The sequence below is a fragment of the Flavobacterium sp. IC2-16 genome (assembly GCF_055521455.1).
Genome location: NZ_CM145480.1, coordinates 1,719,523 through 1,743,005 on the forward strand (window position 1 = coordinate 1,719,523; position 23,483 = coordinate 1,743,005).

20 protein-coding genes are annotated in these 23,483 nt (G+C 34.4%); 6 read left to right on the forward strand and 14 right to left on the reverse strand.

Going from position 1 to position 23,483, the window contains the following annotated elements:
- Nucleotides 1-56: 56 nt before the first annotated feature.
- Entirely contained in the window at nucleotides 57-2,693 is a 2,637-nt protein-coding gene (locus ACZ1JT_RS07760; RefSeq protein WP_465093270.1) for an AsmA family protein, read from the forward strand.
- Nucleotides 2,694-2,726: 33 nt separating this feature from the next.
- On the opposite strand, the gene ACZ1JT_RS07765 is transcribed toward ACZ1JT_RS07760, so the two are convergent.
- Nucleotides 2,727-3,524, reverse strand: a complete 798-nt coding sequence (locus tag ACZ1JT_RS07765; protein WP_465093271.1) for a DUF2797 domain-containing protein — start codon at nucleotides 3,522-3,524, stop codon at nucleotides 2,727-2,729.
- Between the two features lie 87 nt (nucleotides 3,525-3,611).
- On the opposite strand from ACZ1JT_RS07765, the gene ACZ1JT_RS07770 reads away from it, so the two are divergent.
- Nucleotides 3,612-5,138, forward strand: coding sequence for a GH3 auxin-responsive promoter family protein (locus tag ACZ1JT_RS07770; protein WP_465093272.1), 1,527 nt, complete (start codon nucleotides 3,612-3,614; stop codon nucleotides 5,136-5,138).
- Nucleotides 5,139-5,340: 202 nt separating this feature from the next.
- Here the strand turns inward: ACZ1JT_RS07770 and ACZ1JT_RS07775 are convergent, their stop codons facing one another.
- The 3 genes from ACZ1JT_RS07775 to ACZ1JT_RS07785 all read right to left on the reverse strand — a co-directional run bounded on the left by ACZ1JT_RS07775 (nucleotide 5,341) and on the right by ACZ1JT_RS07785 (nucleotide 9,184).
- Nucleotides 5,341-5,556, reverse strand: coding sequence for a hypothetical protein (locus ACZ1JT_RS07775; RefSeq protein ID WP_465093273.1), 216 nt, complete (start codon nucleotides 5,554-5,556; stop codon nucleotides 5,341-5,343).
- Nucleotides 5,557-5,738: 182 nt separating this feature from the next.
- Nucleotides 5,739-7,907, reverse strand: a complete 2,169-nt coding sequence (locus ACZ1JT_RS07780) for a S46 family peptidase (RefSeq protein ID WP_465093274.1) — start codon at nucleotides 7,905-7,907, stop codon at nucleotides 5,739-5,741.
- Nucleotides 7,908-7,945: 38 nt separating this feature from the next.
- Entirely contained in the window at nucleotides 7,946-9,184 is a 1,239-nt protein-coding gene (locus tag ACZ1JT_RS07785; RefSeq protein ID WP_465093275.1) for a 3-deoxy-D-manno-octulosonic acid transferase, read from the reverse strand.
- A gap of 99 nt (nucleotides 9,185-9,283) precedes the next feature.
- On the opposite strand from ACZ1JT_RS07785, the gene ACZ1JT_RS07790 reads away from it, so the two are divergent.
- Entirely contained in the window at nucleotides 9,284-10,414 is a 1,131-nt protein-coding gene (locus ACZ1JT_RS07790) for a DegT/DnrJ/EryC1/StrS family aminotransferase (RefSeq protein ID WP_465093276.1), read from the forward strand.
- Nucleotides 10,415-10,432: 18 nt separating this feature from the next.
- A complete protein-coding gene (gene galE, locus ACZ1JT_RS07795; protein WP_465093277.1) occupies nucleotides 10,433-11,449 on the forward strand; it encodes a UDP-glucose 4-epimerase GalE in 1,017 nt (338 codons plus the stop codon).
- A gap of 52 nt (nucleotides 11,450-11,501) precedes the next feature.
- On the opposite strand, the gene ACZ1JT_RS07800 is transcribed toward galE, so the two are convergent.
- Nucleotides 11,502-11,753: a hypothetical protein gene (locus tag ACZ1JT_RS07800; RefSeq protein ID WP_465093278.1), complete on the reverse strand. Its 252-nt coding sequence runs from the start codon at nucleotides 11,751-11,753 to the stop codon at nucleotides 11,502-11,504.
- A gap of 99 nt (nucleotides 11,754-11,852) precedes the next feature.
- Nucleotides 11,853-12,725 (reverse strand): ACP S-malonyltransferase, encoded by an 873-nt coding sequence (fabD, locus tag ACZ1JT_RS07805; protein ID WP_465093279.1) that lies wholly within the window; start codon nucleotides 12,723-12,725, stop codon nucleotides 11,853-11,855.
- A 207-nt stretch (nucleotides 12,726-12,932) separates the two neighbouring features.
- Here fabD and ACZ1JT_RS07810 point away from each other — a divergent pair, with 207 nt between their 5' ends.
- A complete protein-coding gene (locus ACZ1JT_RS07810) occupies nucleotides 12,933-14,195 on the forward strand; it encodes an ABC transporter permease (protein ID WP_465093280.1) in 1,263 nt (420 codons plus the stop codon).
- A gap of 56 nt (nucleotides 14,196-14,251) precedes the next feature.
- Here the strand turns inward: ACZ1JT_RS07810 and accD are convergent, their stop codons facing one another.
- The 3 genes from accD to tamL all read right to left on the reverse strand — a co-directional run bounded on the left by accD (nucleotide 14,252) and on the right by tamL (nucleotide 18,907).
- Entirely contained in the window at nucleotides 14,252-15,106 is an 855-nt protein-coding gene (accD, locus tag ACZ1JT_RS07815) for an acetyl-CoA carboxylase, carboxyltransferase subunit beta (RefSeq protein ID WP_465093281.1), read from the reverse strand.
- Nucleotides 15,107-15,224: 118 nt separating this feature from the next.
- Nucleotides 15,225-16,292 (reverse strand): class II fructose-bisphosphate aldolase, encoded by a 1,068-nt coding sequence (gene fbaA, locus ACZ1JT_RS07820; protein ID WP_465093282.1) that lies wholly within the window; start codon nucleotides 16,290-16,292, stop codon nucleotides 15,225-15,227.
- Nucleotides 16,293-16,339: 47 nt separating this feature from the next.
- A complete protein-coding gene (gene tamL, locus ACZ1JT_RS07825) occupies nucleotides 16,340-18,907 on the reverse strand; it encodes a translocation and assembly module lipoprotein TamL (RefSeq protein ID WP_465093283.1) in 2,568 nt (855 codons plus the stop codon).
- A gap of 36 nt (nucleotides 18,908-18,943) precedes the next feature.
- Here tamL and ACZ1JT_RS07830 point away from each other — a divergent pair, with 36 nt between their 5' ends.
- The gene (locus ACZ1JT_RS07830) at nucleotides 18,944-19,675 is read left to right on the forward strand and encodes a TrmH family RNA methyltransferase (RefSeq protein WP_465093284.1); all 732 of its coding nucleotides are present in this window, start codon (nucleotides 18,944-18,946) and stop codon (nucleotides 19,673-19,675) included.
- A gap of 2 nt (nucleotides 19,676-19,677) precedes the next feature.
- On the opposite strand, the gene porT is transcribed toward ACZ1JT_RS07830, so the two are convergent.
- The 5 genes from porT to ACZ1JT_RS07855 form a co-directional block, all read right to left on the reverse strand.
- Nucleotides 19,678-20,382 (reverse strand): type IX secretion/gliding motility protein PorT/SprT, encoded by a 705-nt coding sequence (gene porT / locus ACZ1JT_RS07835; RefSeq protein WP_465093285.1) that lies wholly within the window; start codon nucleotides 20,380-20,382, stop codon nucleotides 19,678-19,680.
- Nucleotide 20,383: 1 nt separating this feature from the next.
- On the reverse strand, nucleotides 20,384-21,115 hold the full coding sequence (ubiE, locus tag ACZ1JT_RS07840; RefSeq protein WP_465093286.1) for a bifunctional demethylmenaquinone methyltransferase/2-methoxy-6-polyprenyl-1,4-benzoquinol methylase UbiE: 732 nt from the start codon (nucleotides 21,113-21,115) through the stop codon (nucleotides 20,384-20,386).
- 600 nt (nucleotides 21,116-21,715) lie between these two features.
- Nucleotides 21,716-22,201, reverse strand: a complete 486-nt coding sequence (locus ACZ1JT_RS07845) for a dihydrofolate reductase (RefSeq protein ID WP_465093287.1) — start codon at nucleotides 22,199-22,201, stop codon at nucleotides 21,716-21,718.
- On the reverse strand, nucleotides 22,198-22,536 hold the full coding sequence (locus ACZ1JT_RS07850; RefSeq protein WP_465093288.1) for a 2TM domain-containing protein: 339 nt from the start codon (nucleotides 22,534-22,536) through the stop codon (nucleotides 22,198-22,200). The genes ACZ1JT_RS07845 and ACZ1JT_RS07850 overlap by 4 nt, the downstream gene beginning before the upstream one ends.
- 45 nt (nucleotides 22,537-22,581) lie before the next feature.
- Nucleotides 22,582-23,406, reverse strand: a complete 825-nt coding sequence (locus tag ACZ1JT_RS07855) for a thymidylate synthase (protein ID WP_465093289.1) — start codon at nucleotides 23,404-23,406, stop codon at nucleotides 22,582-22,584.
- Nucleotides 23,407-23,483 lie beyond the last annotated feature (77 nt).

A 23,483-nucleotide genomic window follows, 5' to 3' on the forward strand; every position in this document is an offset into this window, starting at 1 on the left:
TTAAGTAAGTTGGTTTAATTTTTGTAGTAATTTCGTAAGATAAATTCACAATAATTATGTTGAAGAAAATTTTAAAAATAACCGGTATTACGTTATTGGTTGTTATAATAGCTTTGGCCGCAGCGCCATTTTTATTTAAAGATAAAATTAAAGAGTTGGTGGCTAAAACCATTAATGAAAACGTAGATGCTAAAGTGGCATTTGATGACGTTGCTTTAAGTTTGTTTAAAAATTTCCCCAATGCCAGTGTGACAATTGATAAGTTAAGTATTATCAACAAAGCACCTTTTGAAGGTGATACACTTTTGTACGCTGGAGAAGTAAATTTGAAAATGTCTGTAAAAGAATTGTTCAAAGGCGAAGGTGAAGCTATGAATATTGAAGGATTTTCATCTAAAGACGGTGTGGTTAATATCATTTTCAATAAAGATGGTCTTGGTAATTTTGATATTGCTTTAAAAGACAATAAGCCTGAAGAAAAATCAGATAGCAAACCTTTTGCCATGAATATTCAAAAATATTCGGTAGAAAATTTACGTTTCAGCTATATCGATGAAAAATCGAAAATTAAAATGGTTATTGCTAATTTAAACCATGAAGGAACTGGGAATTTTGCTCAGGAAAAACTGGATTTAAATACCAAAACCACGGCTAATCTGTCTTTAGATATGGACAAAGTTAACTACATGAAGAATGTAGCCTTAAGTCTTGATGCTATTTTAGGAATTGATTTGAAAAATCAAAAATATGAGTTTAAAGACAATAAAGCACTAATTAATCAGCTGCCTTTAGAGTTTTCTGGGTTTATTCAAATGGTAGAAAAGGGTCAGGTGTACGACTTGAAATTTAAAACACCAACTTCCGATTTTAAAAACTTTTTGGGTTTAATTCCAGAAGCCTATGCTGGAAATTTGAAAGGTGTAAAAACTACGGGTGAGTTTACAGTTGATGGTAAGGTAAATGGCGAATTGACCGATACTACAATTCCGAAATTCAATGTTGAGATTGCGTCTAATAATGCTTCGTTTCAATATCCTGATTTGCCAAAATCGGTTCAAAATATCATAATAGATACTAAGATTATTAATGAAACCGGTTTGATGAACGATACCTATGTTAATTTGGATAAATTGTCATTCCGCATCGATCAAGATGTGTTTAATGCTAAAGCAAACATTCGTAATATAGCTGAAAATGCATTAGTTAATGCCGAGTTGAAAGGTGTAGTTAATTTAGCGAATGTAACTAAAGCTTATCCGGTTAAGTTAGACAAGCCGTTATCAGGAATTTTAAAAGCCGATGTAGTTACGAAGTTCGACATGAAATCGGTTGAAACCAGTCAGTATCAAAACATTCAGAACTCTGGTAACATTACGTTAACTGGATTTAATTATACAGGTCCAGAAATGGCCAAACCGGTTCAAATTTCGCAAGCTGTTGTGGCTTTCAACCCAAATCAAATTCGTTTAAATCAGCTTGATCTTAAAACAGGTAAATCCGATTTGAGTGTTAACGGAAGTTTGGATAATTTCTACGGATTTGTTTTTAAAAATCAAATTTTAAAAGGAAATTTCAATATGAATTCCAATCAGCTTTTAGTTAGCGATTTTATGACACCAACGGCACCTTCTTCTGGAAGTGCTGCAAAAAAAGAAGCTGTTAAAATCCCTGCGTTTTTAGATTGTGCCATTACAGCAAAAGCTAATACGGTTGTGTATGATAACTTGACGTTAAAAGAGGTTTCAGGTAAAATGATTATCAAAGATGAGGCGGTTACTTTGCAGAATGTTAAAACGAGTATTTTCGATGGATTTATTGGCTTAAACGGAGTTGTGTCGACCAAAGGAAAAACACCAACATTTAAAATGAATTTAGGGTTGGATAAAGTTGATATTGCTAAATCGTTTACACAGTTGGATATGTTGAAATCAATCGCGCCGATTGCGGGTGTAATTGAAGGTAAATTGAATTCGACCATTAATTTGTCGGGTAATTTAGATGCGATTGAAATGACACCCGATTTAAAAACAGTTTCTGGTGATTTACTAGGGCAATTGTTAAGTACAAAAGTGAATTCACAAAACTCGCAATTACTATCATCATTGTCTTCTAATGTGAAGTTTATCGATGTAAGTAAATTAAACTTGAACGATGTAAAAGCGGCATTGTCGTTTAGTAATGGTAAGGTTAATTTGAAACCAATCGATTTGAAATACCAAGATGTTAAAGTTACTGTTGGCGGTACACATGGTTTTGATCAATCCATGAATTATGACTTAAAATTTGATGTTCCTGCAAAATATTTAGGTCCTGAAGTAAGCAAGTTGTTAGCAAAATTAACTCCTGCTGAGCAAGGAAAATTAGATAATGTGCCTGTAAATGCAACAATGACGGGTAATTTTAAGAGTCCGAAAATTTCAACAGATATGAAACAGGCGGTTACCAATGTGACCAATCAGCTTATTCAATATCAAAAAGATAAGTTGATGAACCAAGGAACAACGGCATTAGGAAATCTTTTTGGTGGCGGTACTAAAGATAATAGTACAACTACAGATGCAGCTGCACCTAAGGACACAACTAAAACTACCGTTCCTAAAGTAAAAGACAATATCAAAAATACGGCAACGAGCGCTATTAAAGATTTGTTTGGTAAAAAGAAAAAAGAAGAACCTAAACAAGAAACACCATAAAAAAAAAGCCCCATGTTTGGGGCTTTTTTTATGTTATGATAAACTTATTTTTACAACATAGCCTTCGAACGTTCGAATATTGAAAACAGTGCCGTCTGCAAAAATTAGATACTGTCCTTTAATTCCGGTTAGCTTTCCTTTGTATTCAGGGCTTTTGTCTAAATTTAAACTGTTTACTTTTTTAGGATTTTCCAGTACGGGATAGTTTAAATGGTATAATTTTTCTGGAGTAGAATCGAAATACGATTGAACTTCTAGTGGGAGTAATTCTTTGAGTTTGCTTCTTTCAGAAATTAAATCCGTGTTTGGGATTTCATTTTTCAGCATTTTTTGCCAATTGGTTTTGTCTGCGAAATGATTTTTTAAAGCAACTTCAGTAATTCCAGCCAAGTAACGGTTGGGAACTTCAACAATAGGAATAGCTTCTATAGCTCCTTGGTCAATCCATCGTGTTGGAACTTGTGTTTTACGAGTAACACCTACTTTTACTTCGCTGGAAAGTGCTAGGTACACAATATGCGGTTGCAATTGAACTCGTTTTTCATATTCCAGATCTCTGTCTTCAATGTCAAGATGAGCCGTAGAAAGCTCGGGTTTCATTATCCAATCGCCAACTGCCGGGCTCGACATAAAACAATCGTAGCAAAATCCTTGACGAAATATTTTCTTCTTTTTACCACAATTTAAACACTGATAGCCTTGAAAACGAATGTCAAGTTCTTTGTTTAACAACTGATTCATGTTTAAAAAACTATTTTCGAAAACCAGATAGTACTGAATAGGTTCAGCGAACTCTGTTTCCATTTTTGTCAACACGCCTTCGTAAGTCATTTTTGAGTAAATTGGATGTTAATTTTTGCTATATTTGGTAATGTTGTAAAGGTATAATTTACAATTCATAATTCATAATTATTACAAATGCCGCTAACCATTATAAATTCAATTGCTTCTTGGATACTGAAGAAAAGAATTCATCAGATGGAACTTTTTTTAAAGTATCCGAATGAGGTTCAGGAAGAGTTGTTGTTTACATTGCTTCGTACCGCACAAAATACTGTTATTGGGAAGAAGCATGAGTTTTCTTCTATTAAAAGTTATAAAACTTTTTCTGAACGCGTTCCGGTTTCTACATATGAAGAGATTGAACCTTTGATAGAAATGACACGAAAAGGGGAACAAAATGTGTTTTGGAATTCTCCAATTAAATGGTTTGCAAAATCGAGCGGAACCACCAACGCAAAGAGTAAATTTATTCCGGTGAGTAATGAAGCCCTAGAGGATTGTCATTATAAGGCGAGTAAAGATTTACTGTGTTTGTATTTGAATAACAATGAAGAGTCGGAATTGTTTACCGGAAAAAGCCTGCGTTTGGGCGGAAGTAAGCAGCTGTATGAAGATAATAATACGTTTTTTGGGGATTTGTCTGCGATACTAATTGGAAATATGCCTTTTTGGGCTGAGTTTAGTAGTACGCCGAGCAATAAAGTTTCGTTAATGAGCGAATGGGAAACCAAATTAAAAGCAATTATTCAGGAAACAAAAAATGAAAATGTTACGAGTTTTGCAGGTGTTCCTTCTTGGATGCTGGTTTTACTAAATAAAATATTGGAAGAAACCGGCAAAGAAAATCTGTTGGAAATTTGGCCGAATCTTGAGGTGTATTTTCATGGAGGAGTTGCTTTTGAGCCTTATCGAGAGCAGTACAAAAAGTTGTTGCCTAAATCGGATTTTAAATTTTATGAAATTTACAATGCTTCCGAAGGATTCTTTGCAATTCAGGATTTGAACAATTCCAGTGATTTATTGTTAATGCTGGATTATGGTATTTTCTATGAATTTATTCCGATGGATACTTTTGGAACTTTAAACCAGAGGGTAATACGCTTATCTGAAGTAGAGCTAAATAAAAATTATGCAGTGGTTATTACAACTAATTCTGGGCTGTGGCGTTATTTGATTGGAGATACGGTTCGATTTACATCTGTTAATCCGTATCGTATTCGAATAACGGGTAGAACGAAACATCATATTAATGTTTTTGGTGAAGAATTGATGGTGGAAAATACCGATATGGCTATTGCTAAAGCATGTCAGTTAACGGGTGCTGAGGTTATCGATTATACTGTTGCGCCAATTTTTATGGATGGAAAAGAGAAAGGGGCACATGAATGGATGATTGAATTTCGTAATGCTCCTGAAAATGTTGAGCAATTTACCGTTACATTAGACGAGTGTTTACAGTCTTTAAATTCGGATTATGAAGCTAAACGATACAATAGTATGACACTGAATCGCTTGGTTTTGAATGTGGCTCGTGAAAATTTATTTTACGATTGGTTGAAAGAGCAAGATAAGTTAGGTGGTCAGCATAAAATACCTAGGTTGTCAAATCAAAGAGATTATTTGGAACAATTGAAAGCAATGCAGTTTTCAGAAATAATTTAATAAATATGAAAAAGATAATTGTAATCCTTTTGCTAGGCAGCTTTTTGCAGTCATGCGGGCCAAAGCGTTTGCGTTGCGGACCTTGGCGTTGTGATGTAAATAAAGAAAAAAAGGAAAATAAGCAGAATTGCTAGTTGAATAAAAGGCAAAAAAAAAAGTCCCGATCTAATCGGGACTTATTTTTTCTTACTTGTATTAAATACTAGTGAGCAGCTGGAGCTTCAGTAGCAGCTGGAGCAGCTTCAGTAGCAGCAGCAGCAGCAGAGTCAACAGTAGCAGCAGCAGAATCAACTACTTCAGTAGTAGCCTCAACAGCAGCCTCAGTAGTTTCAGTTACTGGCTCTTCAGTTTTGTTTTCTTTACAAGAAACAACTGCCATAGTAGCAACTAATGCTAAGCTTAAAACAACTTTTTTCATCTTACTAAATTATAAAGGTTAATTATTAATTCGGAGCAAAGATATAAATTTTTTAATACGATAATATCTTTTGCAAAATATTTTTTTCAAGAGGCAATATTTTTTTTTAGCTATTTTATAAAGTGCTTTATTTTGCTGGGTTTTCTGACTTTTAAAACCATAAAGAACTGTAAGTTAAAAAGTTATTTTTTTGCCTTTTTTTTGATTTTTTTTGTTGGTTTTACCAATTTTAACTCTTCAATTAGGTGTTTTGCACCCGCATACTTGTCAACAACGAACAAAACATAGCGAATGTCGACCATGATATTGCGACAAATTGCCGGATCGTAATGAATATCGCTCATAGTTCCTTCCCAAACACGGTCAAAATTTAAACCAATTAAATTTCCTTGTGCATCTAGAGCAGGACTTCCAGAATTACCACCGGTTGTGTGGTTGGTTGCAATAAAAGCTACTGGCATTTTACCGTTTTTTGCCGCATATTGACCAAAGTCTTTTGTGTTGTACAATTCAATTAATTTTTGAGGAACATCAAATTCATAATCGCCTGGAATGTATTTTTCCATTACACCATCTAAATATGTTACCGGCTCGTAAACTACTGCGTCACTTGGTTTGTACCCTTTTACTTTACCATAGGTTACACGTAATGTGCTGTTTGCGTCTGGGAAGATGCGAGCCGATCTTGGACTTAATTCTAATATCGCTTTCATGTATGTGCGTTGTAAAGCGATGTTCTTAAGATTCATTTCATCGTATTTAGGCGCTACATTTTTAGCGTATGCTTCTGCAATCGATTTAACTAAGGCATAGGCTTTGTCTTCGTTTAGTTTTTCTAAAACAGTTTTTGCATCGCCGTTTAATAACTCTTTTAGCCCGTTGTAGTTGGTTAATTTCGAGTTTTTGAATATATCAGCCGATAATTGCGACGGATTGATATTGTTTAAGGTTGATGGTAAGAACTGTTTTGGAGATTTGTTGGCGTATAAATCGATTAGTTGTTCAAAAACTTTTTCATCTACATTAGCGTTAAAATCTTTATACAAACCTTCAAACCCTGCAATTAAATTGTTTTTGCGGTCGTTAAATGCTTGTTCACCTTTTGCATTATAAATTTGTTCCAATTGGTATAAACGATAACCGAAATTTAAAATTTCTGTATTTCGTAGTACTACTTCTGAATAATATTCACGTGCTAATGCGTAAGGCGCAATGGCTTCGTAATTGGTTTTGAAATCAGATAGCAGGTTTCCGTATTCTGCTTGTTTGCCTGATTTATTGATTTTGTCAGTTAAGTCTTTTTCGAATTTTTGTTTGATGCCTATAGCATTTGATTTTTTTAAACCTTTCACTTCACCAATCCATTTTTTCCAATAATTGGCTACGGATGCATATTTAGAGGCGTATTGAATTTTAATAGCGTTGTCTTTACGCATAAATCCGTCCTGAACTTTAAGAGCACGATCACGAACTTCAATTCTTGCCGGATCTAACGAATTCATAATCTGATCTACAGCATAAGAAGGTAAGTACTCCTGTGTTCTTCCAGGGTATCCCATAACCATGGTAAAATCGTTTTCTTGGATTCCTTTGATGGATACTGGGAAGAAATGTTTTGGTTTGTATGGAACGTTATCTTTAGAATATTCTGCTGGACGGTTGTTTTTATCTGCGTAAATTCTGAATAATGAAAAATCACCTGTGTGTCTAGGCCAAACCCAGTTGTCGGTATCGGAACCAAACTTTCCAATAGAAGAAGGTGGTGCGCCTACCAATCGAACATCACGATAAGTTTCTGTTACAAATAAAATATATTGGTTTCCGTCGTAAAACGTACGAATGCTGTTTTCTTGCCAAGATTCTTTGGGTAACGATTTGCTTAACATCGAAATATTATCTTGAATTTTTCTTTGTTTTTCTGCTTCCGAAGGTAAATTAGAAACACCTTCTAGAACTTTATTGGTAACGTCTTCAATGCGAACAATGAAAGTTACGAATAGGTCTTTATTAGGCAATTCGTCTTCCATTTTCATAGCCCAAAAACCATCGGTTAAATAATCGTGCTCAACCGAAGAATGACTTTGAATATTGTCGTATCCACAATGGTGATTGGTTAATAAAAGACCTTTGGAAGAGATTACTTCGGCGGTACAGCCACCATCAAAATGAGGAACAGCATCTTTTAAGCTAGAATGATTTACAGAATAAATATCATCGGCTGAGATTTTCATTCCTAAATTTTTCATTTCAGTTTCATTCATTCCTTTAAGTAACGAAGGAATCCACATTCCGCCTTGTTGGGCAAAAGTGGGAAGAACGAATAGAATAATTAGAAGTCTTAAAAATTTCATAGTATTTAATTGTGATTTATAATAATATAGGTTTGTATTTACAAGGTAATGTTACAAATGTAGTTCATTATTGTGGAAGTGGCTCCTTTATTCATTTGTACAAAAGTGCTACAAATATGCCCTTTTTCATATCGTTCGTCTTCATTTTGAAGTAACAAATCGAAAGTTTGCTTTAAATCTGTGGATGAAGCAACCGATAAGCAACCACCCATGTTTACTAACGCTGTAGCTTCGGCAAAGTGAGAGTAATTGGGGCCGATAACAATAGGCACGCCAAAAGTTGCAGGTTCAAGAATATTGTGAACTCCAGGGTTTCCATATCCGCCGCCAACATAAGCGATATCGGCATAACTGTAAATTTTGGTCAGGATTCCTATGGTGTCAATAATGAAAACATCAAATTGTTCTAAAATCTTAGTTTCTTTTTCGGAGAATAAAACTGTTTTTTTAGTGATTTTAGATTTCAGATTTTGAATTTGTTCAAATTTAATATTGTGTGGTGCAATAATAAATTTCACGTTGGAAGATTGATTGATAAAGTCGATAAGCATTTCTTCGTCTTTAGGCCATGAACTCCCAATTACTATTGTGGTGCTGTTGTTTTTAAATTGTTTGATAAAATCAAGTGAATTGTCTCTTTCCAGAATCGAGACTACACGATCAAAACGAGTGTCGCCCGATATTTTCACATTGGCAAATCCGATACTTTGTAATAGTTTTTTTGAGTTTTCGTTTTGTACAAAAAAGTAATCGAAGGTTTTTAAGGCGTTTCGGTAAAATCCGCCATACCATTTAAAGAAGCTTTGTTTTTCTCTGAAAATACCAGAAATCAAATAGGTTTTGATGTTTAGCTTTTTGAGTTCGTTGAGGTAATTCGGCCAGTACTCATATTTGATAAAAAACATCATTTCCGGATGAACACGGTTTAAAAACTGTTGCGCATTGCTCTTGGTGTCTAATGGAAGGTATACCGTTACGTCGGCAATTGGATTGTTTTTGCGAACTTCATAGCCAGAAGGCGAAAAGAATGTTAGAATCATTTTGTGATTAGGGTACTGTTTTTTCAGGGCTTCCATAACGGGTAAGCCTTGTTCGTATTCGCCTAATGAAGCAGCATGAAACCAAATAGTTTTGTCGGAATCAGTTATTTTTGAACTAAGTGTTTCAAAAACCGTTTTACGACCGTTTACAAAAAGTTTGATTTTCGGACTGAAAACGGATATGATTTTCAGTAAAAAACCAACAAAATGAACCAATAGATTGTAGCAAAAAAACATAGCTTTTCTTTTGTTGTGCTAAAATACGGTTTCTTTTCGTTATCCATAAATCATTCTACTTTAATTCGTATTTTTGCTTGTTTCAAATATGTTTTTCAAATGAAAAAATTACAAATGGTTGACTTAAAAAGTCAATACGATAGAATAAAAGATACTGTAAATGCTTCGATTCAAGAAGTTTTAGATACAACAACCTATATTAATGGTCCACAAGTTCATCAGTTTCAAAAAGCTTTAGAGGATTATTTAGATGTAAAACATGTGATTCCGTGTGCAAATGGAACCGATGCTTTGCAAATCGCAATGATGGGGTTAGGGTTAAAACCCGGTGATGAGGTTATTACGGCTGATTTTACTTTTGCGGCTACAGTTGAAGTTATTGCGTTATTGCAATTAACACCAGTTTTGGTTGATGTTGATAGGGATACCATGAACATTTCGATTGAAGCTATAAAAAAAGCGATTACACCAAAAACCAAAGCTATTGTTCCGGTTCATTTGTTTGGTCGTGCAGCTAATATGGAAGCGATTATGCAATTGGCAAAAGAGCATAATTTATATGTTATTGAAGATAACGCCCAGGCTATCGGAGCTAATTTTACCTATAGCAATGGAGATAAAAAGAAAGTAGGGGCTATTGGTCATGTGGCTTCAACATCGTTTTTCCCATCAAAAAACTTAGGCTGTTATGGTGATGGAGGAGCAATTTTTACAAATGATGATGTTTTAGCGCATACATTGAGAGGTATTGTTAATCACGGAATGTACGTGCGTTATCATCATGATGTAGTTGGGGTTAATTCCAGGTTAGACAGTGTTCAGGCTGCGGTTTTGAATGCAAAACTTCCTCATTTGAATGGATATAATGCAGCTAGAAGAAATGCAGCTGCAAAATACAATGCGGCTTTTGCAAACCATAAAAACATTGTAACGCCTGCATTCGACATAAATGGTGATGATCATGTTTTTCATCAATATACTTTGCGTATTGTTGATGCTGATCGTAATGCTTTAATGGAACATTTGCAAAGTAAAGGCGTGCCATGCGCTATTTATTATCCGATTCCATTGCACAGTCAGAAAGCATATTTGGATGCTCGTTACCGCGAAGAAGATTTTCCGGTTACAAACCAGTTGGTTAATGAAGTGATTTCTTTAGCGATGCATACCGAATTGGAAGAGGATCAGATTAAATTTATCACCGATTCAGTTTTAGAGTTTTTTAAATAAGCTTACTATTTGTAAATAATGAAAATACTAGTAACAGGAGGTTTGGGTTTTATAGGGTCGCATACGGTTGTGGAGCTTCAAAATATGGGCTACGAAACTATTGTGGTTGATAATCTTTCCAATTCTTCTATAGAAGTATTAGATGGGATTGAGAAAATAACTAAGATCCGTCCGTTATTTGAAAAAATAGATTTACGAGATAAAAAATCTGTTCAAGATTTTTTTAAAAATCATTCAGATATTTCAGGTGTAATACATTTTGCAGCTTCTAAGGCTGTTGGTGAAAGTGTAGAAAATCCATTACTGTATTATGAAAATAATATAGCATCATTAGTCTATATTCTCCAAGAATTAGAAAAGCTACCTGAAGCTAGTTTTATTTTTAGTTCTTCATGTACGGTTTATGGACAAGCTGAAAAAATGCCTATAGCCGAAGATGCACCAATGCAAAAAGCAATGTCTCCTTATGGAAACACAAAACAAATAGGAGAAGATATTGTTAGTGATGTAGCTAAGATTTCTAATGTTAATGCCATATTGCTACGCTATTTTAATCCGATTGGAGCACATCCGTCTGCAGAAATAGGGGAGTTGCCTAATGGAGTACCTCAAAATTTAGTTCCGTTTATTACACAAACTGCTATTGGATTGCGACAAGAATTGTCGGTTTTTGGAGATGATTATTCTACACCAGATGGCACTGCAATTCGCGATTATATTCATGTGGTAGATTTGGCTAAAGCTCATGTGGTTGCACTTCAAAGGTTGTTGCAAAAGAAAAACACAAGTAAAGTAGAAGTGTATAATGTTGGAACTGGAACAGGGAGTTCGGTAATGGAGGTAATACATGCTTTTGAAGAGGTTAGTGATCAAAAATTGCCGTATATAGTAGTTGCGAGACGAGAAGGTGATATTACCGAGGCTTATGCCAGTACTCATAAAGCAAATGCCGTTTTAGGTTGGAATGCTACGTCTTCATTAAAAGATGCACTAGCAAGCGCTTGGAAATGGGAAAAGAAAATTAGAAACAAATAGCATAAAAAAATCCCGAGTTTACTCGGGATTAATTTTTTAAAAGAAATGGTTATTAGTGTTTAACCTCTTCTTTTACTTCTTTAGCAGCAGCTTCAACTTTGGCAGCACCAGCTTCCATAGCTTCACCAGCTTTAGCAGCAGTAGAGTCAACAGCCTCGTCCATTTTTGCAGCAGCAGAATCAACCGCTTCGGTCATTTCAGTACCAACTGCCTCAACAGCGTCGTCCATTTTTTCTTCTGTTTTTTCTTTACATGAAACCATTAATGCTCCAACGAATGCTAATGCTAAAAGTGTTTTTTTCATTTTTCTAATTTTAAGAATTAATAATTAATTATTCAATACTATAAAATTATAATAATTTTTTAATAAAAAACAAGTCAAGTTCAAAAAAAATAAACTTGATTATGCAGAAATTGTTTCTACTTCTTTGTTTATTTTGTTCACTAATCCCACTAAAACTTTACCTGGTCCAACTTCAGTAAAACTTGTAGCACCATCAGCAATCATTTTTTGTACAGATTGTGTCCATTTTACAGGAGCGGTTAGTTGAATGATTAAGTTTTTCTTTATTTCCTCTGGACTAGAAACAGCACTAGCAGTTACATTTTGATAAACTGGACATATTGGAGTGTTGAATGAAGTAGCTTCAATAGCCGCTGCTAATTCTTCTCTTGCCGGTTCCATCATCGGTGAGTGAAATGCTCCACCTACTGGTAAAATTAAAGCGCGTTTTGCACCTGCTTCTTTCATTTTTTCACAAGCAACTTCAACAGCTTGTAACTCACCAGATATAACAAGTTGCCCAGGGCAGTTATAGTTTGCCGCAACTACTACACCATCAATTGAGTTGCAAATATCTTCAACAATTTTGTCGTCTAAGTTTAGAACTGCAGCCATAGTGGAAGGCGTTATTTCGCAAGCTTTTTGCATTGCCAAAGCTCTTTGTGAAACTAGTTTTAACCCGTCTTCAAAAGATAAAGCGCCATTTGCCACTAAAGCTGAAAACTCACCTAAGGAATGGCCTGCTACCATATCGGGTTTGAAATCCGTTAGCGTTTTGGCTAAAATTACAGAATGTAAAAAAACAGCAGGTTGTGTTACTTTTGTTTCTTTTAATTGTTCTGCAGTTCCTTCAAACATGATATCCGTAATTCGAAATCCTAAAATTTCGTTTGCTTTTTCAAATAATGCTTTTGCTTCTGCAGAAGATTCGTATAAGTCTTTACCCATTCCGGTAAATTGAGCGCCTTGCCCAGGGAAAATGTATGCTTTCATAGGTTTTATTTACAATTGAATAATAATCAAAGTAAAACAAAAGTAGCAATTTTTTTATAGTGGAGTATTCCTGTATTTTTGTAATGGCAAATTGTGTTGCAATTTTGTCGTAACAGTTGTGAAATTGTAAAAAGGCTGTAGATTTTGTAACAAATTTTCAAGTCTTTACACTTATAATAAGAGTTTAAATCGCTTTTAAAGTAAATAATGGGAAATAATAAATCTCTTTTGTATATACGCCTTTTAAAGGAAAGTCTTGGTTTTGCATTTAGTGCTTTGCGTAATAATAAGTTGCGAACCTTGCTTTCATTGTTGGGGGTTACTATTGGAATTTTTTCCATCATTGCGGTTTTAACGGCTGTAGATTCTATGGATCGCAAAATTAAAAGCGATTTGAGTGGTCTGGATAAAAATACGGTTTACCTAATGAAGTTCTCATTCGGGCCAACCGATATCCCACAATGGAAAATAGGCCAGTTTCCAAATGTAAAATATGATGAGTTTTTGTACTTGAAGCGAAACATGACTGGTTTAGAGAATATCGCATATATGTATTTTACTAAACGAGAGAATATTAAATACGAAAAAGAAACGGCAAGTGGGATTGAAGTAGTTCCAACGACTGATGAAGGAGAACAAATAGAAGCTTTGAAAATAGAAGATGGCCGTTTTTTTAGTGAAGCGGAATCCAATGCGGGTTCTCCGGTTATTGTAATTGGTTATGAAGTGGCTCAAACTCTTTTTGGTAGTATGAGTCCGATTGGTAAAGAAGTACGTTTATACGGTCAGCGTTTTACGGTTATTGGGGTTATGAAGAAACAAGGTGAAACGGTTTTTGGAAGTAATGATACTCGTGCTTATTTTCCTTGTAATTTCGTTCGTCGTTTGTATGGTGATAACACAGATTTTCTAACGCCGGTTATTACCTTGAAGCCTTACAAAGGTGTCGATATGGATGAATTTAAAGGTGAATTGACTCAGAAAATTAGAGCCTTTAGAGGAATGAAAATTAGTGAGCCAAACAACTTTTTCATTAATGTTTTATCTGGATTTACTGATGCCGTTGATAATATTGTAGGTCAGATGAATGCAATGGGATGGGCAATTAGTTTCTTTTCACTTTTGGTTGGCGGGTTTGGAATTGCAAATATTATGTTCGTTTCGGTTAAAGAGCGTACCAATTTAATTGGGATTCAAAAGGCTTTAGGTGCTAAAAATCGATTTATTTTATTTCAGTTTTTATTTGAAGCAATTATATTATCAGTAATTGGTGGTATCGTTGGAATGTTATTAGTATGGATTATTGCTATGATTCTAACAAAAGCTCTCGATTTTGAATTTGTACTTGGATTTTGGAATGTTGTGATTGGAACTTCTTTGGCGGCTTTTATCGGATTAATATCTGGAATTATCCCGGCTATTTCAGCTTCAAAACTGGATCCAGTTGAAGCGATTAGAAGTGGAATGTAAAAATTTATATAGTAGTTAAAACAAAAATCCCGAGCAATTACTCGGGATTTTTATTTTTATCGTATTTCTTGATTTAAAATCAAATCTAGATACAAGTTGATTTTGTCTTTTAGCTCTTTTCTTGGAGTGATAAAATCTAAGAAGCCATGCTCTAAAAGGAATTCAGAGGTTTGAAATCCTTCTGGTAAATCTTTACCGGTAGTGTCTTTAACAACACGTGGACCTGCAAATCCAATTAATGCGCCAGGTTCTGCTATATTAATATCTCCTAACATAGCGTAAGAAGCTGTAGTTCCACCAGTAGTTGGATCGGTACACAACGAAATATATGGGATTCCGGCTTCGGCTAATTGAGCTAATTTGGCGGAAGTTTTTGCTAACTGCATTAATGACATTGCAGCTTCCATCATACGGGCTCCACCGGATTTAGAAATCATTACAAAAGGAACTTTTTTCTTGATGGCATAATCAATACCTCTGGCAATTTTTTCTCCCACAACAGCACCCATTGAACCACCAATAAATGCAAAATCCATACAGCAGATAACGATGTCTTTTCCTTTCGATTTTCCTACTGCAGTACGAACAGCATCTTTAAGTTTGGTTTTATCCATAGCGTCTTTTAAACGATCGCTATATTTTTTGGTATCCACAAACTTCAAAGAATCTTTAGACGTGATGTTGGCATCAAGTTCTTTAAATTCGTTATCGTCAAAAAGTATTTCGAAGTATTCTTTACTACCAATACGTACGTGGAAACCATCTTCTGGACTTACCCAAAGGTTTCTCGCTAATTCGTCTGCATCTACAATTTTTCCCGTTGGTGACTTATACCAAAGACCTTTAGGAACATCTTTTTTATCTTCAGTTGCGGTTTGAATACCTTTTTCTGTTCTTTTAAACCAAGCCATAATTTTAAATTTAGAATTATGAGTTTAGAATTGTGAAACTTGAATTGTGAATTTAGAATTTAGAGGATGTCTCTAATTTCTAACTTCAGATTTCTTATTTCTTATTTCTAACTTCTAATTAAAGTGTATTAACGTTATTTAAATCGGCAAATGCCTGTTCTAATCGTTTGTTAAAAGTTAGTTCGCCTTCACGAATCCACTTTCTAGGGTCGTAATGTTTTTTGTTTGGTGAATCTGCACCATCTGGACTTCCAATTTGTGTTTTTAAGTAATCAATTTTAGAAGTCATGTAATCTCTAATACCTTCGGTAAAAGCAAATTGTAAATCGGTATCAATATTCATTTTGATTACACCATAAGAAATTGCTTCACGAATTTCTTCTAAAGTTGATCCAGAACCTCCGTGGAAAACAAAATCAATTGGATTTTTCCCTGTTCCGTATTTGTTTTGAACGTAATCTTGTGAGTTTTTAAGTATTACAGGAGTTAGTTTTACATTTCCGGGTTTGTATACTCCGTGAACATTTCCAAAAGCAGCTGCTATAGTAAAACGCGGACTAACTTTCATTAGTTCTTCGTAGGCATAAGCAACTTCTTCAGGTTGAGTGTATAATTTTGAACTGTCAACATCCGAATTATCAACTCCATCTTCTTCACCACCTGTAATTCCTAATTCAATTTCTAATGTCATTCCCATCTTGCTCATTCGCTCTAAATATTTTTTAGAGATTTCAAGATTTTCTTCAATCGGTTCTTCCGATAAGTCAATCATGTGTGAGCTATATAATGGTTTTCCGGTTTGTTTAAAGTGTTCTTCGCTGGCGTCTAATAAGCCGTCAATCCAAGGAAGAAGGTTTTTAGCACAATGGTCTGTGTGAAGTATTACTGTTGCTCCGTAAGCTTCTGCTAACGTATGAATGTGTTTTGCACCTGCAACAGCTCCTAATATTGCTGATTTTTGTCCTTCGTTAGAAAGTCCTTTCCCAGCGTTGAAAGAAGCACCTCCATTTGAAAACTGGATAATTACAGGAGCGTTTAATTTAGCAGCGGTTTCTAAAACACCATTTATTGTGCTAGAACCAGTTACATTTACTGCTGGAAGAGCGAATCCTTTTTCTTTCGCGTAGTTGAAAATTTCTTGAACCTGATCTCCGGTTGCAACTCCGGGTTTGATATTATGAGCCATTGTGTTGGTTTTTATTTAATAAGAAACAAAAATAATAATTTCTATTTTTAGAAAGGATAATTAATTCCAATATTTATAACCGATTTGTCAAAGCGTACGTCTTTAAACCATCTGCGGTTTTCTTCATTTGCTGGATTGTAGGTTTTGAATCCTAAGTCTGTACGAAATACAAAAAAGCTGAAGTCATATCGAATACCCATTCCGGATCCTAAAGCTAAATCTTTTAAGGATTCAACGCCGTTAAATGTGAATTTTTTATCCTCCACATTGTCTAGCACATTCCAAATATTTCCAACATCCGCAAACATAGCGGCATTCCATTTACCCGTGATGTTGAAACGATATTCTGTACTAAAAGCTATTTTCATATTGGCTTCGTTAAAGTCGTTTATACTTCCACTTCGACCAGGCCCTAAGTCATAGGATTTCCACCCTCTGTTGTCGTTTGATCCTCCTCCAAAATAACTTCGCGAAAAAGGAATGTTGGCAGAATTTCCATACGGGATAGCTATTCCAAAAAAGCTTCGCATGGCTAAAATATTTTTATGCCCAAAATCCCAGTGTTTTATGAAATCCAATTCTGTTTTAATGTACTGTGAATATTCTACATCCAAAAATGTTCTTTTGCCATTAGCATTAAGAGGTTCTGGGTTGATTTTTGAAATCAATGAAATCACATTTCCAGCCGATTCTATTTTTGTTTTAAAAATGGAAAAGCTATTGTCTAAAATGTCAGTTTTAGTCGACTTGGTAAACGTGTAGCTCGAAGCAAAAATCAAGTTGTTCTCGGTAAGTCGATTTCTGCGTTCTTCAATACTTTTAACCGATTTATATTCAGCGTCATTAGCGTTAAGTGCGGTTCCACCACTTAAAACATCTGAAATAAACCCGTAAACACCACCATTTGTTGTAGAAAGGTTTCCAGATTCATCTAAATAAGCTGGATTTATATTATACGTTTGTGCTAATGTGTTTAAAGTATTGTACGACGATTTATAAACACTAAAGTAGTTTCCGGGATTTAAATTTCGTACGTATTGTACATTAAATAAATCCAGTCGTGCCGAATTATTTCTCTTGGGTTGCCAATTGTAACTCAGCATTCCAGTGAAATTCTCTTTATCAAGTCCAATATTTTGTTGCCTTGAAATACCAAAACTAACCAAGGTATTTGGGAACATGGTTTTCGGAATTATTTTCTCGGTGTTAAACGGGAAGAAAATACGTGGAAATGTGAGTTTTGCATCAGCACCATATTCTGAAATATTAAAGAAAACATCATCTGGATTAGCTAAATCTTTAGAAGCACCAATATTTCCTCGTGTTGAGATTTGTAATGTTTCGGCCCCTTTGAAAATGTTTCGAATTGACAATCCCATACTACCGGCAATTCCAAAATCCTGAATGTTGGAATGCATGAAATCTGCCGTAATGTTGAAGTTGAACTTTTTTCTTGGCGTTAGATAGATGTTGGCAATTAAGGAACGTCCTGTAGAATCTCTTTTATCTTCAGTATACTCAATAGAAGGATAATTGAAAACACGAAGATTACTAATAGCCTTAGAGGTTAAAAGACGTTTTGTGTCACTAAAATAACTGCCTTTTGAGATGAAAACTGCATCGGTTAACGCTTTTGGACGATAATTGAGTTTGTCAGAACTATATAGGTTGAAGTTGTTGTATTGTAAACTATCGGCTACCTTAATTTTGTTACGATTGGATGGTGTATTGTCGGTGAATAAATTGACTTCACTAATTTTATATAATTTAAAAGGTCGCTTGATTAATGAGTCGCCTTTTTTTACCGATTGATTTTCAATGATAATATCTACATTAGCTTTGTGATTCCGATTTAGCGTATCGATATCATAAGTAATGTACGTTTCTTGAAAAGTATAGGCTCCATTATCTCTAAAGTATGTAGAGATTCGCTTTCTTTCATCTGAGAAATCTTTAGAATCGTATTGCTTTCCTGTTTTTATTAATGAAGCATTTTTTGTTTTTTGGTATAATGAATCCAATACTGGTGTTTCTATACTAGCGCTAATACTGTCAACAACAAAAGCTTCACCTGTAGTAACTTTATAAGTTATTTCAGCGCGTTTATTAGGAAGGGTGTCGGTTTTGTATTCTACTTTCGTGTTAAAATACCCTTTATTGAAATAATACGACAGAAAACGGTTTTTTGTTTTTTTGGTTTTAGCGTCATCAACAATAACGGGAGCTTCTCCATTTTTTTTCAAAATGTTTCCAAATCCCGAAACTATAAACGATTTACCAAGGCGTTGTACTTGTTTTTCAGATAAAAATTTAGCAAGATTTTCATGACGCTTCGGTTTTCGGTCTAACCATGCATGATACGACGAATCCGGATTCGGTTTGGCTAAATTGTATAAGTGCAACCCAAAAGGATAATTAATAAGTGGAATTCTACTATTTGGTTTTTGATATTGTTGATCGATAATTATTTCATCGGTAACTTTTTCGTCGTTAACTAAAATTGTGCTTTTAGTTAATAGATGTTTGTTGTCCGGAACTCTTTTTACCAAAGAGCAGGAATATAAAATTGCACCGATACCAAATAATAGTGCTATTTTTGATAAATTATTTTTCAAGGCGATTACAATAGATAGTCAAAAATACGTTTTTTTATGGTTAGTAAAAACCAAATAAAATTAATAACGAGTTTACAGCAAAAAAAGTACCGAAAATTAAACGGGTTGTTTATTGCTGAAGGTATAAAGGTAATACAGGAATTGATTACTTCCAATTTCGAATTGCATCATTTATATATGACCGAAGAATTGTTTGATACAGTTGACGTTGGTAAAAAAACATTGATTTCGGAATCAGATTTAAGAAAAATTACAGCTTTAACCACACCTAATAATTGTTTGGCGGTTTTTAAAATTCAGGAATCCAAAAGTATAGTTCCCGAAGGTATTGTTGTGGCATTAGATGATATCCGCGATCCCGGGAATTTAGGAACAATAATTCGTTTGTGTGATTGGTTTGGCATTTCGAATCTGGTTTGTTCCTCCGAAACGGTAGATTTATATAATCCTAAGGTGGTGCAGGCTACAATGGGTTCTTTGACTCGTGTTAATGTAAGCTACACTAATTTGGAGATATTTTTGAGTGAAACAAATTTGCCTGTTTATGGTACTTTTATGGACGGGAATTCGATTTATAAAGAGTCGCTTCCTGAAAATGCAGTTGTGATAATGGGAAATGAAGCCAATGGTATTTCCCCAGAAATAGAGCGCTTTGTGACCAAACGAATTGCAATTCCTCGTTTTGGTGATTTACAACAAACCGAGAGTTTAAACGTGGCAACAGCAACTGCCATTATTATGAGCGAATTCCGAAGATTGAAAGCCTAATTTTAATGAAAAGCAAAATTAATGAAAACAGCGCGTGTTCTCATTGATGCTACATTACCTGTCCAAGGACTGTCAGGATTGTTGTCTCGAATAAGTTCGTCATCGGTTCCAAATACTCCACGAATCGAAGGCGAAAACTTGAAATATTCAAAATACAAATCAATTCCAAATCCTAATTCGTAGTTTGAAGTCATTTTTTTCATTCGAAAACGCTCGTTGTAATTATCGTCTTTTGCTTTGTAATTACTTCCAAGGTTCATCGATTGAGAAACACCACCAATTAAATACGGTTTAATGTTTCCAACTCTTTTTGAGGATAACTTTAATAGCAACGGAAAATGAATGTAAGTTGATTTTACTTCACGAATTCTGTCGAATGAATCTTGAATGTTAGGGTAGATTAAATTTCGTTGTGCATAAAAAAGACCAGGTTCGAAACGAATATCAACATGTTCCATAATACGTAAGTTTCCAATTAAACCTACGTTGAAACCGGTAGTGGTTTGTACTTGTATGTCTTTATCTACATTAAGATAGTCGAATTTGAAATCGTAAGTATTGAAACCTAAAAAGTAGCCCCAATGAACTCTTTGCTTGTCAAAATTTTCAAGATTTATAATTGGATCTTTCCCAAACATTCCTAATCCTTTTTGACTAAAAGTGTTTAGTGAAACTAATAGTATAAATAAAACAAAAACCTTTTTCATGTTATTTTTTTGACGCCGAATAAATAGTTGCCACACCAAAAGTTTGCGGCATATGTTTCACCTCTATAAACCCAACTTTTCGTAAAATATTGTTTAATGCTTCGCCAAAAGGGAAATGTGAAGCAGATTCTGATAAATAGGAGTAGGCAACCTTATCTTTGGAGAATAATTTGCCAATAAGAGGCAATATAAATTTGGTATAGAAACCATAACCTTGTTTGTATGGAAATTTTGTAGGCACCGAAGTCTCCAAAATAACAAAACGACCATTAGGTTTCAGTACACGTAAAATTTCTGAAAAACCCAATTCTAAGTTTTCGAAATTACGAACGCCAAAGCCAACTGTTATGGCGTCAAAATAATTGTCGGGGTAAGGGATGTTTTCAGAATCACCTAAAACCAATTCAATTTGTTGGTCAAGATTTTTCTCATGTACTTTTTTACGACCAACTTGTAGCATACCGTCCGATATATCAAGCCCAATAATTTTTGTTGCTGAAGTAGCCGACATCAAAATAGCCAAGTCACCAGTTCCGGTTGCAATATCTAAAATGGTATTAGGTTTAATATCGGAAACCATTTGAACCACTTTTTTTCGCCATTTAACATCAATTCCGAAAGAAATGACTCTGTTTAAGTTGTCATAATTGTCAGAAATGTTGTCAAACATTTGTGTAACTTGCTGTTTTTTACCGAGTTTTGAGTCTTTATATGGGGTGATGTTGTCGTTCATCGATTATATTTATTTGTACAAAGATAATATAAACTTTATCATAAAATACTTTGTAAATTTATTTCAGAAATGATGAGGTATTTTAGGAATACGATTAAAAGAGGTGGTTTTCTCACCAAATTTAGTGATACGAAAAATACCAAAATTTAGCGATTGTTTGGCTTTGCAATTCTTTGCAATTTTACAATAAGTTACAAACAGGCTGATGATGTTGTCAAAACTTTTGATATCGGAACTTAAATGGGTATTACTGGCACTAGTAATAACATTGGTTCTAGTGGAAAGTATCAACAGCAGCGTCTATTTTGGAACTGCTGATTTAGGGGTGCCGCATACGTTCTTTGGGTTAAATTTGTTTTTGGAAATTTTAGTTTTTTTTGTCTTTAGTACTTTTGTGGTATTTGGTATTAAAGGCTTTTTCGAGATGTATTCTCGGAAATTTGCTAATCTAATAATTTTCGTTTCTGGAATATTATTAGCTATAGTAATTTTTATTTTATGTTTTCAGGTACTTTCCCTTGAATAGTCCGTTAGTTTGATACATTTTTAGTTTGTTAGTTGAAACATCCCGGTAGTTTTTTTATCGGGATGTTTTTCGTTTTATGGCTTTTCGTATGTTAGAAAGGTAAACGAAAAATCATGCTTTTCATCTGTCGGATGGAATTCTTCAAATACTAATTTCCAATCCGATAAATTAATTTCAGGGAAAAAGGTGTCAGCGTCAAAATCGGCATGAACTCGTGTTAATTCAATTCGGTCTGCTATTTCTAAGCATTGTTTGTATATTTCACCACCACCAATAATATAGATAGGTTCTTTTTTAGGGCATAACTGAATTGCCTTTTTTAAAGAATCGGCGTGTAGACAACCATCGGGTAATTCAAGGTTTTTTTTTCTAGAAATTACAACGTGAGTTCTATTGGGCAGAGGTTTAGGGAAGCTTTCAAATGTTTTTCGTCCCATTACAATATAATGCCCGGTAGTTAGTTGTTTGAAACGTTTAAAATCGTCTGGTAAATGCCATAATAGCTGATTGTCTTTTCCTAAAGCATTGTTTTCTGCAGCAGCAGCTATTAAAATAATCATTGTGAAACGTTGTTTTTTTGATTTAAATCTTTTTCAAGTTGTTCTAATTTACGTTCTTGCTTTAAGATTAGTTTGTCGATTTGAGCACGTTCCCATTTTTTATTCATAAAACTATCGGTTATAAAAACGCGAATAAAATGAAGGATAAAAACGAAAGCCCAAGCAGTGATTGCCCACAAATACCAATCGATTTCGGGTTTTATATTGAGAAGTTTATTGGCAATTACTAAAAAAATACTACCAACAAAAAACAAGACAAAATGAAAATACAGATGCTTTTTTTGTCGCAAACGTTGTCTTGCATATTCATACAATTCATGTTGATTGATGTCCATAAATATTTATTTATCGATTTAAAGATAAGTAAATTCTGGAAATAATTATACAGCAACCTGACCTTTAATATGAGGATGCGGGTCGTAATCTACAAGAGTAAAATCTTCAAATTTAAAATCGAATATGTTTTTGATATCCGGATTTAAAATCATTTTTGGAAGTGCTTTAGGTTCGCGGCTTAATTGCAATTCCAATTGTTCCATGTGGTTGTTGTAGATATGTGCGTCGCCAAAGGTGTGGATAAATTCTCCCGGTTGTAAATCGCAAACTTGTGCAATCATTAAAGTGAATAAAGCATATGAAGCAATATTGAACGGAACACCTAAAAAGATATCGGCACTTCGTTGGTAAAGCTGGCACGATAATTTTCCATCAGCAACATAAAATTGGAAGAAAGCATGACATGGTGGGAGTGCTGCTTTTCCATTGGCAACATTTTCAGCAAACGATTTTTTATCGTCCGGTAAAACCGAAGGATTCCAAGCCGAAACCAACATTCTACGGCTGTTTGGATTTTTCTTTAAGGTTTCAATTAGTTCGGTTATTTGATCAACTTCTTCACTGTTCCAGTTGCGCCATTGATGTCCGTAAACAGGGCCTAAATCACCATTTTCATCCGCCCATTCGTCCCAAATTCTAACACCATTTTCTTTTAAGTAGCTAATATTGGTTTCACCTTTCAAAAACCAAAGCAATTCGTAAATAATAGATTTTAAATGCAGCTTTTTAGTAGTAACCATAGGGAAACCTTTGCTCAAATCAAAACGCATCTGATAGCCAAATACACTTTTGGTTCCAGTTCCAGTTCTGTCTCCTTTTTCATTTCCGTTCTCTATAACGTGCTTTACTAAATCTAAATACTGCTTCATTTTTTGGTCTATTTGTGATAATATGTGGATTTGTTTATTTGATTTCAAAAACCGAATAAAAAAATCAAAGAATAAAC